Annotated in this window: 17 protein-coding genes; 2 read left to right on the forward strand and 15 right to left on the reverse strand. The window is 68.9% G+C overall.

Translation table 11 applies throughout. The features are described 5' to 3' along the window. Positions 1-14: 14 nt before the first annotated feature. Both NFW05_RS10005 and NFW05_RS10010 read right to left on the reverse strand, forming a co-directional pair. Positions 15-1,589 carry an AAA family ATPase gene (locus tag NFW05_RS10005; protein WP_295305825.1) on the reverse strand — a complete coding sequence of 525 codons (1,575 nt, stop codon included), beginning with the start codon at positions 1,587-1,589 and terminating at the stop codon, positions 15-17. 53 nt (positions 1,590-1,642) lie between these two features. Next, on the reverse strand, positions 1,643-2,260 hold the full coding sequence (locus NFW05_RS10010) for a 4Fe-4S cluster-binding domain-containing protein (RefSeq protein ID WP_295305829.1): 618 nt from the start codon (positions 2,258-2,260) through the stop codon (positions 1,643-1,645). A gap of 59 nt (positions 2,261-2,319) precedes the next feature. On the opposite strand from NFW05_RS10010, the gene NFW05_RS10015 reads away from it, so the two are divergent. Both NFW05_RS10015 and NFW05_RS10020 read left to right on the forward strand, forming a co-directional pair. Further along, positions 2,320-2,565 (forward strand): DUF4160 domain-containing protein, encoded by a 246-nt coding sequence (locus NFW05_RS10015; RefSeq protein WP_295305832.1) that lies wholly within the window; start codon positions 2,320-2,322, stop codon positions 2,563-2,565. Beyond that, the gene (locus NFW05_RS10020; protein ID WP_311104691.1) at positions 2,558-2,779 is read left to right on the forward strand and encodes a DUF2442 domain-containing protein; all 222 of its coding nucleotides are present in this window, start codon (positions 2,558-2,560) and stop codon (positions 2,777-2,779) included. The genes NFW05_RS10015 and NFW05_RS10020 overlap by 8 nt, the downstream gene beginning before the upstream one ends. A 54-nt stretch (positions 2,780-2,833) precedes the next feature. Here the strand turns inward: NFW05_RS10020 and NFW05_RS10025 are convergent, their stop codons facing one another. The 13 genes from NFW05_RS10025 to NFW05_RS10080 form a co-directional block, all read right to left on the reverse strand. After that, positions 2,834-2,989, reverse strand: coding sequence for a hypothetical protein (locus tag NFW05_RS10025; protein WP_295305838.1), 156 nt, complete (start codon positions 2,987-2,989; stop codon positions 2,834-2,836). Between the two features lie 24 nt (positions 2,990-3,013). After that, on the reverse strand, positions 3,014-4,639 hold the full coding sequence (locus NFW05_RS10030) for an Hsp70 family protein (RefSeq protein ID WP_295305841.1): 1,626 nt from the start codon (positions 4,637-4,639) through the stop codon (positions 3,014-3,016). Continuing rightward, a complete protein-coding gene (grpE, locus tag NFW05_RS10035; protein WP_295305844.1) occupies positions 4,639-5,247 on the reverse strand; it encodes a nucleotide exchange factor GrpE in 609 nt (202 codons plus the stop codon). Before grpE ends, NFW05_RS10030 begins: the two co-directional genes overlap by 1 nt. Before the next feature lie 63 nt (positions 5,248-5,310). After that, positions 5,311-6,081, reverse strand: a complete 771-nt coding sequence (locus tag NFW05_RS10040) for an SUMF1/EgtB/PvdO family nonheme iron enzyme (protein ID WP_295305847.1) — start codon at positions 6,079-6,081, stop codon at positions 5,311-5,313. Next, positions 6,074-7,072 carry an RNA-directed DNA polymerase gene (locus NFW05_RS10045; protein WP_295305850.1) on the reverse strand — a complete coding sequence of 333 codons (999 nt, stop codon included), beginning with the start codon at positions 7,070-7,072 and terminating at the stop codon, positions 6,074-6,076. The genes NFW05_RS10040 and NFW05_RS10045 overlap by 8 nt, the downstream gene beginning before the upstream one ends. Further along, positions 7,069-7,638: an HRDC domain-containing protein gene (locus tag NFW05_RS10050; RefSeq protein ID WP_295305853.1), complete on the reverse strand. Its 570-nt coding sequence runs from the start codon at positions 7,636-7,638 to the stop codon at positions 7,069-7,071. The genes NFW05_RS10045 and NFW05_RS10050 overlap by 4 nt, the downstream gene beginning before the upstream one ends. Before the next feature lie 439 nt (positions 7,639-8,077). Continuing rightward, positions 8,078-8,875 carry an SUMF1/EgtB/PvdO family nonheme iron enzyme gene (locus NFW05_RS10055; protein ID WP_295305856.1) on the reverse strand — a complete coding sequence of 266 codons (798 nt, stop codon included), beginning with the start codon at positions 8,873-8,875 and terminating at the stop codon, positions 8,078-8,080. A 101-nt stretch (positions 8,876-8,976) separates the two neighbouring features. After that, positions 8,977-9,186, reverse strand: coding sequence for a hypothetical protein (locus tag NFW05_RS18555; RefSeq protein ID WP_366918266.1), 210 nt, complete (start codon positions 9,184-9,186; stop codon positions 8,977-8,979). A gap of 63 nt (positions 9,187-9,249) precedes the next feature. Continuing rightward, the gene (locus tag NFW05_RS10060) at positions 9,250-11,007 is read right to left on the reverse strand and encodes a hypothetical protein (RefSeq protein WP_295305858.1); all 1,758 of its coding nucleotides are present in this window, start codon (positions 11,005-11,007) and stop codon (positions 9,250-9,252) included. Between the two features lie 734 nt (positions 11,008-11,741). After that, positions 11,742-11,981: a DUF3567 family protein gene (locus NFW05_RS10065; protein ID WP_295305861.1), complete on the reverse strand. Its 240-nt coding sequence runs from the start codon at positions 11,979-11,981 to the stop codon at positions 11,742-11,744. A gap of 14 nt (positions 11,982-11,995) precedes the next feature. Beyond that, positions 11,996-14,587 carry an ATP-dependent chaperone ClpB gene (clpB, locus tag NFW05_RS10070; protein WP_295305864.1) on the reverse strand — a complete coding sequence of 864 codons (2,592 nt, stop codon included), beginning with the start codon at positions 14,585-14,587 and terminating at the stop codon, positions 11,996-11,998. Between the two features lie 108 nt (positions 14,588-14,695). Then, a complete protein-coding gene (locus tag NFW05_RS10075) occupies positions 14,696-16,114 on the reverse strand; it encodes a heavy metal sensor histidine kinase (RefSeq protein WP_295305867.1) in 1,419 nt (472 codons plus the stop codon). Then, positions 16,111-16,788 carry a heavy metal response regulator transcription factor gene (locus NFW05_RS10080; RefSeq protein WP_295305870.1) on the reverse strand — a complete coding sequence of 226 codons (678 nt, stop codon included), beginning with the start codon at positions 16,786-16,788 and terminating at the stop codon, positions 16,111-16,113. The genes NFW05_RS10075 and NFW05_RS10080 overlap by 4 nt, the downstream gene beginning before the upstream one ends. Between the last annotated feature and the right edge of the window lie 202 nt (positions 16,789-16,990).

Consider the following 16,990-nt stretch of genomic DNA (forward strand, 5'->3'; position numbering starts at 1 on the left):
TTGCCCGGGGCGATCTACGCGAGGTCGAGGAGGCGCTCGCCACGCACCTGGTCGACCCGCACCTCATCCGCCGCGGTGCGCTTCGAGGCGTTGCGCGCCTCGCCATTGACCACCAGCTGGCGCAGCTTCTCGATCCGCTCGCGGTGCGATCGGGCCAGCGGGACCATCGCGCCGGCGGCGCCGACCAGATCGTCGGTCTCTATTTCGCGCCGACCGTCCATGAAGGCGGGAAACATCGCGTCGTTCACCACCGCCTCCAGTTCGGCGCCGACGAAGCCCTCCGTCGCCCGCGCCACTTCCGACAGGACGAAGCGGTGACGGATCATCGTCAGGCCCTTGCGGCCAAGATGCACCTCGAGAATCTGCTCGCGCTCGCTGGCCGTCGGCAGGTCGAGGAAGAACACTTCGTCGAAGCGGCCCTTGCGCAGGAACTCCGGCGGCAGATGCTCGGTGTTGTTGGCGGTGGCGAAGACGAACACCGGCGCGCGCTTCTCCTGCATCCAGGTGAGGAAGGTGCCGAGGACGCGGCTCGAAGTCCCCGAGTCCCCCGCCGATCCGGCGAAGGCCTTCTCGATCTCGTCGACCCAGAGCACACAGGGAGCGATCACCTCGGCGATCTGCATCGCCTCGCGGATGTTCCTTTCCGACGCGCCGAGGAGGCCACCGAAGACGGCGCCCATGTCCAGCCGCAGCAGCGGCAGCTTCCACATGCCGGCGGCGACCTTGGCGCAGAGACTCTTGCCGGTTCCTGGTATGCCGATCAGCGCGACGCCGCGCGGCGCCTGCAGCCCGTAGTCGCGTGCCGCCTCGGAAAACGCCAGCTGGCGCTGCCCCAGCCACCCCTTCAGCACTTCCAGCCCGCCGACACGGTCGGCGCTCTCGACCAGCGGATGGAATTCGAGGGCTCCGCTCTCGCGGATGATCGCGCGCTTCTCGGCGCTCACCAGGTCGATCGCCCCGACGTCGATCTGGCCGCCGCGGCTGGTCACCACTGCTTTCTGGAAGGCGCGGCGCGCCTGGATGCTGGTCAGCCCGAGCGCCGCCTCGACGAGCTTGGCGCGCAGCTCGGGTTTCACCAGCCGCAGCGCGCCCGTACTGCCGACGCAGCGCTCGAGCAACGCGTCGATCTCGCGCGCGTCGGGCTTGGCCAGTTCGAGCACCGGCACGTCGTGCTTCAGCTCCACCGGCAGGCAGTGTTCCGGCGTGGTGATCACGATATTCTTGCGCGGGCTGGCTTCCGGCAGCCGCGCCACCAGATTGCGCAGACCGCGCAGCGCCCCGCGCTTGGCCTCCCAGACCTGGTGAAAGTCCTTGAGGACAAAGGTTGCGCTGCCGGGATAGTCGCGGATCATGCGCAGGATGGTATCGGGTGTCGCCTCGCGCTTGTCGTCGAAATTCACCCGCGCCGGTTTCAGACAGGTGAACTGGTCGGCGATATCCCAGGCATACAGCCCTTCGTCGGCCGGCCAGCCAGGCCCGCGCGCCAGTTCGCTCAATTCCTGCAGCACCCGCGCCTCCTCGCTGCTGACCACGTTGACCACCGCGATGCGGGCGTCGAAATGCAGCTTCAGTTCCTGTTGCAGCGACATGCTCTTCTCCTGAAAATCACGCTACCCACCTCCAGCCTTCCCCCGTTCCTGAGTCACCCCCCATCCCGTCGTTCCCCGACAAGTGGGGAAGGGGCAGTCTGTCCTGCGCCAATCTCCCGGCCCGCCGGAAACCCGGTCACCGCCACCACACCGTCGCTGCCGACGCGGAACTCCACGCGGCGCACCCCCGGATCCACACCGCGATAGCGCTCACTCAGGAACACCAGTTCCTGGTTGCTGCTCGCCAGCAGTGCATGGCTCTGCGCACGCTCGCGCTGGTACGGGCCGGCGACCAGCAGGTCGCTGGCGGCGAGCAGCCGCCGGACGCCGCGATCGCGGCGGCGGCGCAGCATTGCGGCCGCGAAACCGGTGAAGACCAGCACGCCCTTGCCCGCAGCCCGAACGGCTTCCGCCACCTCGGCCAGCGCCTCCGCCTGCGCGAAAGGCTCGCCGCCCGAGAAACTGACGCCTTCTGTTTGCGGCTCCGCGAGCATCCAGCCGGCGATCGCCGAAGGCGCTGCCTCGCGTCCGCCGACAAAGGGCACGAAATCGGGATTGAAACAGCCGGCGCAACGCAGTGGGCAACCCTGCACCCAGAGCACCGAGCGCAGCCCGGGCCCGTTGGCGCGCGAGCGCGGCAGGAAGGCAGCGATGCAAAGCGAGCGCTTCATGACCCGTTCGGCGAATCGCCGAAGTTGACGCGCCGGCCGGCAGGTTCCAAGATCACTGCATGCCCACCGTTGTCGACGACCTGCGCGGATATCGCCTGTTCTTCTTCAGCATCGATCGCGGCGAACCGATGCACATTCACGTTGCGAAGGGGCGCGGCTACGCCAAGTATTGGCTGCAACCGTTGACGCTGGCGCGTTCGCGCAACTTCCGTGGTCATGAACTCAACGAGATCGCCAGGCTCGTTGAAACGCAGCGCGATCAGATCGAGAGGAAATGGCATGAACACTTTGGCCGCGATGATTGAACCGCTGGCGGTAGATGTGACTTTCACCGCAGCCGGCCTGCATGTCGTTCTGGCCGACGGCCGCGAGGTTTCCGCTCCGCTGCAGTGGTTTCCGCGGCTGCTGCAGGCGACTGCCGAGCAACGGGCGCACTGGGAACTGATCGGTGATGGCATCGGCATCCATTGGCCGGAGCTTGACGAAGACATCGAGGTGGAGAGTTTGCTGGGCACGTGACTGGCGGCCGCCCCCTCCCCCCTCCGTGGGGGAGGGTTGGGGTGGGGGCAAGGTTCACGAAGCCATCCTCATGAGATGAAAACCCTGGGCGTCGAGGCGGCTCTCCAGGACCGAGCCGTCCCGAACATTCACCACCAGCGGCGACGGGCAGCCTGCATCGAGCCCCGCCTGCGTCCCGTACACGACCTTGCCTGCAGCGTCCCCGGCCATCTCACATTCCCTCCCCTTGCTCGCTCACAGCTTGACGAACGGCAGATCGCGCACCGGCAGATCGAGCCGCTCGCCGTTGCCCAGTTGCACGAAAGAGCGGTTGCCGGCGTGCAGGTCCTTCAGCGACAGCGTCAGCCGCTTGTTGGCGTCGACCCCGAAGCCGGCGACGAAACGCCTCTCGCCGATGGTGCATGCCGGCTCGGCGTGGATGAACTCGGTGTCGCCAGGGTTGAGTTCGCGCAGCGAGGTGTCCTCGCGCCGCTGCACGTTCACCGCCTTGAGGCTGCCGCCTTCCATCACGTAGATCGTCTCCGGCCGCAGCATCGCCGAGCGTTCGACGACCACCAGGCCGAGGCGGGTGGCGCCTTCGCAGGCGGCATTGACGTACTTCACCGAGACCGGTTTTTCGGTCGGGTAGCGGGTGCCCCTGGGCACCACCGGCACCAGCACGTAATCCTTGCTGTCGCGATCCCAGGCGCGCAGGCAGTAGTCGTGCACCAGCGCCAGGTTGATGTCTTCGCCGGCGTAGCGGCAGGCGCCGCGGGCGATCGCCTCGAAGGGATCTTCGCAATGCACCGGGCAATTGGGAAAGATGTCGCCGACGCGCGCCGCGACGCCGAGCAGCAGGCTCGAACCGCCGGCCATGAACACCGCGCGGACCTCCGACTTGCGCGTGCCGTACCGGCCCTGCGCCTGTTCGAGCGCGCGCTCGACGGTGCTCGCCACCAGCCGGTAGAGACTCAGGCCGCCGAACTCGGGCCGGGCGGCCTCGAGCGTGCGGCGCAGCCCTCCGGCAGTGTAGCTGTGGCTGATCAGGCGCCCGCTCAGGTCGTTGAACTGCTCGACCTCGCAGCGCTCGCTGCCGCCCGACAGATCCACCTTGGCGTCTTCGACGGCGCGCAGCAACGCCGTGCCGACGTCGGCGACGTCCTGGTCGGAGAGCTGCTGCGCCTGCTGCAGCTCGCGCAGCAGCCACTGGTCGACCAGCGAGCCGCCGATCTCCTCGCCGGCACGGCCGAGCACGTCGCAGGGACGAGTGTCGCCGGCGGAGAGATCGCGCGTCCTGACTACCGAGACGTCGAGCGTGCCGCCGCCGAAGTCGAAGACGACATAGACCTGCCCCTCGCGCACGTGCGTGTCGTAGCCGAGGATGCACGCGGTGGCCTCGTCGAGCATCCGCAGCGTGCCGCGGAAGCTCTGCAGCACGGCGCCCTGCAGCCAGTCGGTATATTTGTCGAAGGACTCGACCGGCAGCGTCACCACCAGATCCTCGCCGGCCTGCGCGCCGGCCGCGAGCAGCACCTCGCCGATCAGATCCTCGGCCGCCTGGCGCGGGGTGATCAGGTCGCCGTTGATCCGCCGCGCGCGGTTGTTGTCGCGCAGCAGGTCGAGCTTGACCCAGCGGAAAGTGCCGCGGTGGCTGGCCAGCCCGGCGTTCTCGACCTGCGCGCCGGTACGCAGCGTGTTGCCTTCGCCGTAATGGACCAGCGAGGGGATGACCGCCGATTCGCGCTCGCTCGCCGCCCCCGGCAGACGATAGCGATAAATCCTGCTCATTCCCTGCGGGCGCAGCGTCTCGACGCTCCGGGTGGCGGAGTTCCAGCGCGCGAGCACGGTGTTGCAGGTGCCGAAGTCGATGGCCAGCGTCATCAGCTTTCCCTTCCTGCCTGTTCGTCGAGACTGCTTTCGGATGCGGCGCCGGCGCGGCTGACCATCGCCTTGAGGAGGATCCTCTCGCCGAGGCGGTAGCCGACGAAGCGCACGCTGACCGGGTCGCCGTCATCGACGTCGGCACCGCTCATCCGCTGGTGGACGCGGGTGTCGAATCGCGTCTGCTCGCCGACTGCGCCGATCCGCGTCAGGCCCGCCTCGCCGAGCACGCGCTCGACCTTGGCGAAGAGTTTCAGCACGTCGTCGATGCGCAGCGCGCGTCCCCCTTCGGCGAGCGCCTGCATCGTGGCCAGTTGCGAAAGGAGCGGGGCAAGCCGTCGCGCCAGCGCGTCCAGACCGGCGCCCGCGGCGGCAGCGCGATCCGTCTCGGCCTGCGTGCGCAGGCGCTCGTACTCACCGCGCACGCGCGCGAGTTCGGCGTCGCGCTCGCGCAGATCCAGTTCGAGACCGGCGGCGCGGTTGCGCGGGTCCGCAGCGGGCCCGGCGGGCAAGGGAGCAGGCGGTGCCGTCCGCCCGCCGTCGCTTCCCACCAGTACGCGCCACGCCGCACCAACCCGCGACGAGAGGTCGTTGTATTGTGAGGTCATTGCCTAGTCCTCCGTTTCAGGCTGTTGGTTGTAGCGGGGTTGGGGGGAGGTGGCGGAGCGGCTTCAAGGCAAGGGGCATGAAGCGCTCCTCACGAGACGCAAACCCAGGAAGCCGTAGCGGACGCCGGGGACGTTCCAGTAGCGGCGCGCCGCCCGGAAGAAGCCCGGGTCGTCGAGCCCCCAGCCGCCGCCGCGGCCCACCCGGTTCGAGCCTCCCGCCGGCCCACCCGGGTCCTTCCGCGGCGACTCGCCGTAGTACTTCGCGTCGTACCAGTCCGCACACCATTCCCACACGTTCCCGGTCTGGTTGTACGTCCCGTAGCCCGACACCCCTCGCGGGTAACCCTGCACCGCACTCGTCGTCTCGTTGCGTCTGTTCCTGTCGTGCCGGCATCGGCTCGAGTCCCACTCGTTCCCCCACGGATACGCCAGGCCCAGCGGGCCCCGGCACGCCTTCTCCCATTGCGCCTCGCTCGCCAGACCACACCCCGCCCAATTCGCGTAGGCGACCGAGTCGTCCCAGTTGACATCCGTCACCGGATGCTCGGCCAGACCGCTCTCGCGGTGGCGCGTGTTGTCCGGCGCCCGATGCCCCGTCGCCTGCACGAACTTCAGATACTGCGCGTTCGTCACCGCATACACCCCGATCCAGTACCCCGACAGCTCGACTCGGTGCTTCGGGCAGTAGTTCTCCTGCCCATCGCCCATCTCGAATTCCCCCGCCGGAACGTAAACCAGCACACTGCCGTCCCGCGCGTTTACCACCAGCGGGTGTTCGACCCGGAAACGGCCGCGCTCGAACTCGCGCCAGAACTTCACCGCAGTCTCAGACATCGATCACGCTCCTGATCGCTGCGCCATACCCCAGGAAGCGTCTGGGTCCGCTGATTGCCCGCACGCAATCCTGCAACTGCCGGGCGCCGAGTTCACCGCGCAGGTAGGCGGCTTCGCGCCGGGCCAGCAGGCGGCGCTGCCGGCGCAGGCGCTGGCCCTGCTGGCGCAGCACGCCAGGATGGACGCGCCAGCCGAGGAAGGGCATGCCTTCGCTCACCGGCGCCACCTGCGTGCGTTCTTCCTTCAGTTGCAGGCCGAGCCGCTCGGCGAGAAAGACGCGCAGGTCGGCGGCGAGCGCAAAGAGTTGATCCTTGTCGTCCGCCCAGCAGGCGATGTCGTCCATGTAGCGCAGGTAACCGGGGATGCGCCGGGCTTCCTTCAGCCAGTGGTCCATTTCGTCGAGATAGAAGTTGGCGAACCACTGGCTGGTGAGGTTGCCGATCGGCAGACCCTTGCCGGCCGCCTGGCCGGGAATCGGATGCTCGATCAGCGTTGCCAGCAGCGACTGCAAGGCCGGCTCCCGGCACAGGCGCCCGAGCTTGCCGAGCAGGATGGCGTGATCGACCGAGTCGTAGTAGCGGCGAATGTCGGTCTTCAGGAACCAGCCGTGACGGCGCGCCAGCAGTTGCGCACGGAGCAGCGCGCGGTGGCTGCCCTTGCCGATCCGGCAGGCGTAGTTGTCGTCGATCAGCCGCCGGTCGATCAGCGGCGCCAGCACCGCGCAGACCGCATGGTGCACGACCCGGTCGCGGAAATCGGCGCAGCTGATCAGCCGCGGCTTCGGGTCGAGAACGCCGAACTGCGTGTAGGGCCGCGGCCGGTACTCGCCGCAGCGAATCTCGTTCGACAGTCGCTCGACGTTGGCCGCGCGATCGGCGAGGAAGCGCTGCACCCGGAGGCGCTCATGCTTACCGCGCGCCGCACGATCCACCGCCGCATCCAGCGTCCCGGGGGCGGCGATGCGCCCGAAGAGTCCCGAGTACGATTTCATGAACTCCTCTCTTCACCAGCAACTCCTGCCCCCTCGTTGAGGGCAGAGCGGGCGCCAACACTCCCTCCCCCGAACGTGGGGGAGGGCTGGGGTGGGGGGGTGGGAGGAGCCTCCGGCGCCTCAGTGGGCAGCAGCGCCAGGATCGCCGCGCCGTACCGGGTGCAGGTGGCTTCGCCGACGCCTTCGATCTCGCGCAGCGCTGCCAGCGAGCGCGGCAGGCGCCGGCAGATCTCGGCGAGTTGGACGTTGCGCAGAATGCTGTAGGAGGGGATGCCGACCTTCTTGGCCTCCTCGTTGCGCCACTCGCGCAGGCTGCGGTAGAGCGGGCGCAGCGCTTCGGCGAGTTGCAGTTCGGGGTTCTCCTCGGAGCGGTTCTGGCTGGCACGTGGCGCGCCGGCGCCGTTGCCGAGCAGCAGCACCAGCGCCAGGTGCGGTACGGCGCCATGGACGAAGAAGTGCTCGCGCACCTCCAGCACTTCGTGCCCGGCGATCGCCGCGCGCAGTGCCTCCTCGGGGAACCCCTGCAGGCCGTCGCTGTAGCGCAGGGTCAGGACGCGGACCTGCATGGCTCATTCCTCAGCAGGGGAGGGAAAACGACGCGGCGGGTCTCGCTGCGCTCGACCCGGCCCCCACACCCCAGCCCGTCCCGTGCCGGCGCTGCAGCGCGGGCCCGCTGGGGCGGCGCGGAGCAGTGCTCCGCGAAACCCCGCCTTCGTCCCCCACGTTGGGGGAGGGAGTGGACGGTAGGCAGCGCCGCGCGCAAGTTCCCGCGTGCGCGTGCGGCGCCGCTCGCCTCGCCTGCCGGCGGGCGGCGCGCCGACGCGCACGCGGCTCCGATCCCGCCAACGTGCCGTACCCAACCGCACTCCAACCCACGCGCCGCTCTCCCCTGCCGGGGCGGAGCGGGCGCGAATACTCCCTCCCCCCTGGCGGGGGAGGCTGGGACGGGAAAACTCCCTCCCCCCTTGTGGGGGAGGGTCGGGGTGGGGGGGCGGAAGGCAAGGGTCACGAAGCCATCCTCACGAGACGCAAACCCTGGAAGACGACGCGGCGGCCGGGGCCGCCCCAGTAGCGGTACGCCGCCCGGAAGCCGCCCGGGCCGCCGCCCCCCCAGCCGCCGCCGCGGAACACCCGGCCCGAGCCTCCCGCCGGCCCACCCGGGTCCTTCCGCGGCGACTCGCCGTAGTACTTCGCGTCGTACCAGTCCGCACACCATTCCCACACGTTCCCGGTCTGGTTGTACGTCCCGTAGCCCGACACCCCTCGCGGGTAACCCTGCACCGCACTCGTCGTCTCGTTGCGTCTGTTCCTGTCGTGCCGGCATCGGCTCGAGTCCCACTCGTTCCCCCACGGATACGCCAGGCCCAGCGGGCCCCGGCACGCCTTCTCCCATTGCGCCTCGCTCGCCAGACCACACCCCGCCCAATTCGCGTAGGCGACCGCGTCGTCCCAACTGACGCAGACCACCGGGTGATCCGCCCTCTCCGCCGGGAAACGCCCGGCTTTCCACTCCGGTTCTCCGTAGTCAGCGTGCTCCGGCGCCCGGTGCCCCGTCGCCTGCACGAACTTCAGATACTGCGCATTCGTCACCGCATACACCCCGATCCAGTACCCCGACAGCTCGACTCGGTGCCGCGGACGTTCGTCATCGCTCCCCTCGCCCGCCGCCGACCCCATCTCGAATTCGCCGCCCGGGACATACACCAGCACACTGCCGTCCTTGGCATTCACCACCAGCGGGTGCTCGACCCGGAAACGGCCGGGGGAGAGTTGCCGCAGCATTCCGCCTCTGCTCTGTGACATGGCCTGCTCTTCCTTTCTGCCGCGAGGGCCTTGCGGCCCCCGATTGACTCGATGCGCCGGGATCGGGCGCGGCGGCGACGGCGGGCCCGCGTCAAACGGGCTTACTGGCCGCAACCGGCCCTCCGGTTTCGTTCCCGCACATGCGGGACACGGGGTACGACGGCTGGGACAGCTTCGTGCCCTTGCCTTGAACCTGTGCTCACGAGACGCAAACCCTGGTTGTCGTTGCGGTTGCCGGGGTCGTTCCTGTTGCGGTTCGCCGCCCGGAAGTTGCCCGGGTCGTCGTTCCTCCAGCTGCCGCCGCGGTTCACCCGGTTCGAGCCTCATCGCCGTCGCCCCGGACACTGCCTATTGCTCAGGCGGCAAAATCGCCGCTAGAAATCCCCTTCCGGTGCGTCTTCGATCTCGACTGCGCGCCGGTCGGTGGCTTCGCCGCTCTTCTCGACCGTGATGCCGCTGCTGACGAAGACGCCCTGCAAGGCGCAGAGGATTTCGAGCAGCGCCTGGCTGCGGACGGCGGCCGCGCCGCGCGCCTTGCCCAGGCGCTCGGTGTTCCTCGCGTAGTCTTCGGGAGTGCCCCCGATCGGCTCGTTGAGCAGCGTGCCATCGCCGGCACAGGCCGCAACCCAGAGTACGTGATCCTCCGCTTTCTCTGCGTACAGCGCGGTGTCGGCGAGACGGGCGATCAGCCGCTCGGGCCAGTGCTCGCTGCGCGCCGCGGCGCCGAGACGGGTGGCGTCGACGAGCCCGCGCTCGTGGCCGAGATAGAGTCCGCGCGCCCTGCGGAAGGGATCGGCGGCGTCGAGGTCGGCACGCAGTTCGGCATCGCCCGGTTTCTCCCGGCGCCACCAGTCGAAGATGTCGACCAGACCCTCGGGCAATTCCGGACCGGCTTCGACCTTGAAATCGCCAAGCCGGCGATACGCCGTCAGCGCACGCTCGACAGCAGCCCGCTGGCGCGGAGCGCTGGGTCGCGCGTTGCTGGCCGCCCAGCGCTCACAGAGGTCGAGTGCCTCGGCCAGGCGCAGCGACCGGGCGAGTTCGAAAAGGCCGTCTTCGTCGCCGACGCGCTTGAGGTTGTCGAGGCTGCTCGCGGCGTCGACGCCGCTGCCGCCGGTCAGGGCGCGGCGGTAGGCTTCCTTGAGGCGTCGATCGGGACTCGCCGCGACCGCTCGCGCCAGGCGCTCGCGGAAGGGTTCTGGCGCCATCGCGAACGCCTGGACGACGAGCATGCCGTCTTCGTCGTCGAGCGCGGCGTAGCGCTCGAGCCGGCCGGTGACCAGCGCATGCAGCGCTTCCAGCGCCGGGCTGCCCGGCTGTCGCCCCTGCTCGGCGATCAGCTTTTCGAGATCGGCAGACTGGGAGCGGACCCAGGCACCGTAGATCGCGTCGTTGGTCGCTTCGTCGGCAACGGGCAGAGCACGCGCCAGGGCAGCGACTGCCGCTCGCACTTGCGGCGCCGCGTCCACCGTGGCGAAGCCCAGAACGTCTCGCGCGAATCTGCCATCGACCGCGTGCGACGGCGGCCAGCCCAGTCGGCCGAGCACCGCGGCGACCGGCGCCGTCGGCGAACGGGCCCAGGCGTCCCACAGCGCCCGCACCTTCTCCGCGTCGCGCTCCGCCGACAGCTGCAGCAACGCCTCCGAGAGATCCCTGGCGTTCGGATGGCCCTTCCCGAGAAACTCGGCAAGCACCAACGCGCCTTCGGTGTCGGGTGCGATGACCAGCGCCTTGAGCATCGGGGTGAAGCCGCTCACCGCCTGAAGGATTTCCGCTGGGGAGTCGGCGCGGGCGACAGCCAGTACCGCACGCGCTGCGCTGGCATCGACCGCGTGCGACGGCGGCCAGCCCAGTCGGCCGAGCACCGCGGCGACCGGCGCCGTCGGCGAACGGGCCCAGGCGTCCCACAGCGCCCGCACCTTGTCCGCGTCGCGCTCCGCCGAGAGCTGCAGCAACGCATGGGCAATGTGGTTCTGGTTCGGATGTCCGCCCTTGCCGAGTGCTTCGGCCAGCGCGACGGCGCCGGCCGGATCAGTCGATCCGGCAAGTTCCCTGAGCGCCGCACGGCGACGGAAGGTGCCGATCAGGAATGTCGTATCGTAAAGCCGGGCCTTCGCTTCGCTGAGGTTCACGAGTGGTCTCCCCCTTCTCCTGGATGGCGCAATATTGTCATGGATGCGTCCATATGTCAACAGATGTCAAAGCTTTGACGCATCACGCGCCCGGCTCGCCACCGTTTTCCCGGAGCCGCGGCTCCTGCCGGCGAGACGAACGGTTGGGCGAAGACGAGGCGCATGCGCTACCGATCGAGCCATCGGGCGCACGAACTGCGGTTGAAGGCGACGAGACCGCATGCGCGCAGGAGAACACGCGGCGATGCGCGTGGTGCGTTCCCTCCGTCTTCCGGAACGGCCACCAGGAAGGCGTGCGCTGATCACGCAAAGCGGCCCCCCGCGCACGCCTGAGCCGCCAGCCCAGGCGTGCGGACGCGCAACCGGCCAGCGATCGGGAACGGCCGCGCCGCACGCTTCAAACCAGCGTTGCGCTGCCTGGCCGGCCTGCCCGGGCTACTCGGAGTACGATTCGACCGGCCAGCGCCGATGGTGCCCGAGGGCCATCCGGCGATCGGCAACCGCGGCCGGGACGCTGCCCACCCGGAACCCGTCGGCGGGAAGCCAGTCAGCGACCTTGGAAATCGGGCCCACGGCAAGCCGCACGGTCACGGGTACGCCTGCGGCGGGCAACACCCGGCGGCCCTGCGCAGCGACGCGCTGCGGCTCGGCCGGGCGACCGCTGAACGGCCAACCGGGCGCGGCGTCCGCCGGCCGCATGGGCAGCCGCTGCACGCCGCTTCGCCACCCGCCGATCAATGCAGGACGATCGGTCGCGCGGCACCGGCGCAGTACTCGTCGAGCAGCGCATCGATCGAATCCTCGGTGCGCTCGCCGTCCGGGATCTCGTCGATCACCCGGCGCAGCTCGCGCGCGACGGCGCCCTGGACGAACAGGCTGCGCCGCCCGGCCTTGTCGAGCAGCTCGAATCCCTGCTGCACGGGATAGGCGACGATCGCGTAGTGGTCGCTGTTGTAGACGACGTTGATGAGCATCGGTCAAGCCTCCCTCATGGCTTTGTCTGGACCCTGTCGAACTTCATCACCCCGCCCTCGCAGCCGACGCGGATCGTCTCGCCGGCGGCGAAGCGGCCCTCGAGGATCGCCCTGGCCAGCGGGTCCTCGATCTGCGACTGGAGCGCTCGTTTCAGCGGCCGGGCACCGTACACCGGGTCGAAGCCGGCCCTGGCGAGCTCGGCGAGCGCGCTCTCGCCGACTTCGAGTTTCAGTTCGAGCTGCGCGAGACGACGCTCGAGATAGCCGATCTGGATCCGGGCGATCGACCGGATGTGCTGCTCTTCGAGCGCGTGGAAGACGATCACCTCGTCGATCCGGTTGATGAACTCGGGCCGGAAGTAGCTCTTCACCTCGGCCATCACGGCGAGCTTGATCAGCTGGTAGTCGTCGCCGGCCATCTGCTGGATCATCTGGCTGCCGAGGTTCGAGGTCATCACCACGACGGTGTTCTTGAAGTCGACGGTCCGGCCGTGTCCGTCGGTCATCCGGCCGTCGTCGAGCACCTGGAGCAGGACGTTGAACACGTCGGGGTGCGCCTTCTCGACCTCGTCGAGGAGGATCACCGAGTACGGCTTGCGGCGCACCGCCTCGGTCAGGTAACCGCCCTCCTCGTAACCGACGTAGCCCGGCGGCGCGCCGATCAGCCGGGAGACCGAATGCTTCTCCATGAACTCGCTCATGTCGACGCGGATCAGGTGCTCGTCGGAGTCGAACAGGAAGCCGGCCAGCGCCTTGCACAGTTCGGTCTTGCCGACCCCGGTCGGCCCGAGGAAGAGGAACGAACCGTACGGCCGGTTGGGGTCGGCGAGCCCGGCCCGCGACCGGCGGATCGCGTTGGCCACCAGCCGCACCGCTTCGTCCTGGCCGACGACCCGCTGATGCAGCCGCTCTTCCATGAGCAGCAGCTTCTCGCGCTCGCCCTGCATCATCTTCGCCACCGGGATGCCGGTCGCCCGCGAGACGACCTCGGCGATCTCCTCGGTGCCGACCTCGGTGCGCAGCAGCCGCTTGCGCTGCCCGCCGTCACCCGACTTCTCGGCGACACTGAGCTGCGCCTCGAGCTGCGGCAGCCGGCCGTACTGGATTTCGGCGACCTTGTCCCACTTGTTCTCGCGTTGCAGGTTGGCGAGCTCGAGCTTGAGCCGGTCGATCTCCTCCTTGATCTGGGCGCTGCCCTGGACCTGGGCCTTCTCGGCCTTCCAGATCTCTTCGAGGTCGTTGTACTCGCGCTCGAGCTTGACGAGTTCCTCCTCGATCAGATGCATGCGCTTCTTCGACGCGTCGTCGCGCTCCTTGCGCACCGCCTCGCGTTCGATCTTCAGCTGGATCATCCGCCGGTCGAGCCGGTCCATCTCCTCGGGCTTCGAGTCGATTTCCATCTTGATCCGTGCCGCCGCCTCGTCGACCAGGTCGATCGCCTTGTCGGGCAGGAAGCGGTCGGTGATGTAGCGGTGCGACAGTTCGGCCGCGGCGACGATCGCCGGGTCGGTAATGTCGACGCCGTGGTGCAGCTCGTACTTCTCGCGCAGGCCGCGCAGGATGGCGATCGTCGAATCGACGGTCGGCTCGTCGATGAGCACCTTCTGGAAGCGGCGCTCGAGCGCGGCGTCCTTCTCGATGTACTTGCGGTACTCGTCGAGCGTCGTCGCCCCGACGCAGTGCAGCTCGCCGCGCGCCAGCGCCGGCTTGAGCATGTTGCCGGCGTCGATCGCGCCTTCGGCCTTGCCGGCGCCGACCATCGTGTGCAGTTCGTCGATGAAGACGATGATCCGTCCCTCTTCCTGGGCGACCTCCTTGAGCACCGCCTTGAGCCGCTCCTCGAACTCGCCGCGGTACTTGGCGCCGGCGAGCAGCGCCGCGAGGTCGAGACTCAGCACCCGCTTGTTCTTCAGCGTCTCCGGCACCTCGCCATTGACGATGCGCTGCGCGAGCCCCTCGACGATCGCCGTCTTGCCGACTCCCGGCTCGCCGATCAGCACCGGGTTGTTCTTCGTCCGCCGCTGCAGGATCTGGATCGCCCGGCGGATCTCGTCGTCGCGGCCGATCACCGGGTCGAGCTTGCCGAGCCGCGCGCGTTCGGTCAGATCGATGCAGTACCTGGCCAGCGACTGCCGCTGCCCTTCGGCCTCCTGCGTGTCGACGGCCTGGCCGCCGCGAACCGCGTTGATCGCCTGTTCGAGCGACGCGCGGACGAGTCCGTGCTGCTTCGCCAGACGCCCGGCCTCGCCCTTGTCGTCACAGACGGCGAGCAGGAACATCTCCGAGGCGATGAACTGGTCGCCGCGCTTCTGCGCCTCCTTGTCGGTCAGGTTCAGGAGGTTGGCCAGGTCGCGACCGATCGCCACTTCGCCGCCCTGCCCCTGGACCTTCGGCAGGCGGCCGATCGCCTGACCGAGGGCGCTGCGCAGCGCCTGGACATTGACCCCGGCGCGCGCGAGCAGCGCCGACGACGACCCGTCGTCCTGCTGCAACAGCGCCAGCAGCAGATGCTGCGGTTCGATGTACGGGTTGTCGTGGCCGACGGCGAGGCTCTGGGCGTCGGCCAGAGCCTGCTGGAACTTGGTGGTCAGTTTGTCCAGACGCATGCTGCGCTCCTTGCATCAGTGAGTTCGATGCACGAAAGATGGGGACAGCGCGCGGCAGTTCAATGTTCGCCAGCGCCGACAGGGCAGAGAACCCGGCCGTTCGGAAGTTCAGGCGCTGCCCGGCGAATCGGTCGCTTCGCGAAGCGAGACCGTGAACCGCGTCAGCCTGTCGTCCGACGAGACGCTGATCTCGCCACCGTGCGCGCGAACGATCGAGCGCGCGATCGCCAGGCCGAGGCCGGAGCCTTCGCTGGTCCGATGGCGCGCGCCGTCGACACGATAGAATCGGTCGAAGAGCCGCGGCAGATGCTCCGCCGGGATCGCCGCCCCGGTATTGTCGATCGACACTTCGACCTTGCCGTGTGCGTCGCCGCCGATGTTCACGGCGACCCGCCCGCCGACCTGCGCGTGCCGGATGGCATTCGAGAGCAGGTTGCCGAGTGCCCGGCGGAGCATCAGCCGGTCTCCGGAAACGGTTCCGCGGCCGGCCAGCGACAGGCGCAGCCGTTTCTCTTCGGCGACGATGCCGAAGTAGTCGAGCAGCTCACCGGCCTCGGCGCGCAGATCGACCGGTTCGGGATGGGCGATCGTCCGGTCGTGATCGGTCCGCGCGAGAAAGAGCATGTCGGAGGTCATTCGCGAGAGGCGCTCGAACTCCTCGGCGTTCGACGCGAGGACCTCGCGGTACTCGTCGGCCGAACGCGCCCGCGCAAGCGTCACCTGAGTCTGGGTGAGCAGGTTGCAGAGCGGCGTGCGCAGTTCATGGGCGAGATCCGAGGAGAAGTTCGCCAGCCGCTCGAACGACTGCTCGAGCCGCGACAGCATCTCGTTGAGCTCTCCGGCGAGGTCCGCCAGTTCGCGCGGGATCGCCTCGGCCGGCAGGCGCGAATGCAGACGGTTGGCGGTGATTTCGGCGGCCTGCCGGCGGATCGCCTGCAACGGCGACAGGCCGCGGCGCACGGCGAACCAGCCGAGCAGACCCATGGCCATCGTCGCCGACCCGATGAACGCCCACAGGGTCCGCCGGAACGCGCTCATGAAGTGCTCGTGATGGGCGATGTCGAGTGCGATCGCCACCGTGTACCCGGGCAGCCGATCGCCCCCCGGAGCCGCCGTTCCGGCAATCGCGCGCCGCACGGTGCCGTCGTCGGCCACCCATTTCAGCGGTCGCTGGCGTTGGCCTGCGGCCGCGCTCTGCCAAAGGGCGGCCGGGAAGACCGTCCGGTCGCTTGCGTAGAGCACTCGCCCGTTCCGGTCGGCGATCGACAGCGAAAGCCCGTCGTAGCCGGCGAAGGCTTCGCCGAGTTGCCGCGCCAGGGCCGCGTCGGGCAGTCGGCCGGTGGCCCGCTCGAGCGCTTCGCGGACGATCAGCATCCGGCCCTCGAGGACCTCGATGTCCTGCTCGACGAAATGCTCCTCGACCGAGCGGCCGATCAGGATGCCGAGCAGGAACAGGACCAGCGCCGAGGCGAGGGCGAAGAGCAGCGTCAGTCGCCAGGTCAGCGATCGGCTGCGCGTGCTCGTCAATCGGCGACCTCGAGCACGTAGCCCATGCCGCGCACGGTGCGGATCAGACGGGGCGCGAATCCTTCGTCGACCTTGAGGCGCAGGCGCCTGATCGCCACCTCGACGACGTTGGTGTCGCTGTCGAAGTTCATGTCCCAGACCTGCGAAGCGATCAGCGAGCGCGGCAGGACCTCGCCCTGATGCCGCAGGAGCAGTTCGAGCAGGGCGAACTCCCTGGCCGTCAGGTCGAGCCGTTTGCCGGCGCGATGCACCCGCCGACGCAACAGGTCGAGTTCGAGATCGGCCGCGCACAGGACCACCGGTTCCCTGCTCCGCCTGCCACGACGCAGCAGCGTCCGCACACGGGCGAGCAGTTCGGAAAAGGCGAACGGCTTGACGAGGTAGTCGTCGGCCCCGAGTTCGAGACCCCTGACGCGATCCTCGACGTGGTCGCGGGCGGTCAGGAACATCACCGGCATTTCCCTGCCGGCGTGACGGATTCGCTGCAGCAGTTGCCAGCCGTCGATTCCGGGCAGCATGACGTCGACGATGGCCAGGTCGTAGGCTTCGGTCAGCGCGAGGTGCAGCCCGTCGACACCGTTGCCCGCCAGGTCGACGACGAAACCCGCCTCGACGAGCCCCTGTTTCAGGTAGCTGCCGGTCTTCGCCTCGTCTTCAACGATCAGGATCTTCATCGCTCTTCCCGGCTGTCGTCGACGGGTCCCGGCGACTTCCCGGCCGACCCGGTCGACTGTTCGCGAAGATTACAGAAAAGTAATCGGCGGGTCAGCTTCCCGTAGGCTTTCGCGCCAGATACTCCCGGCTGCCACGCCCGACGGAAGCCTTGCGGCGAGCAGCCGGCACTGGCCGTCCGCCGTTTCGCTGCGCCGCGCGCCC

This window comes from Accumulibacter sp., assembly GCF_023806625.1.
GTDB lineage: Bacteria > Pseudomonadota > Gammaproteobacteria > Burkholderiales > Rhodocyclaceae > Accumulibacter.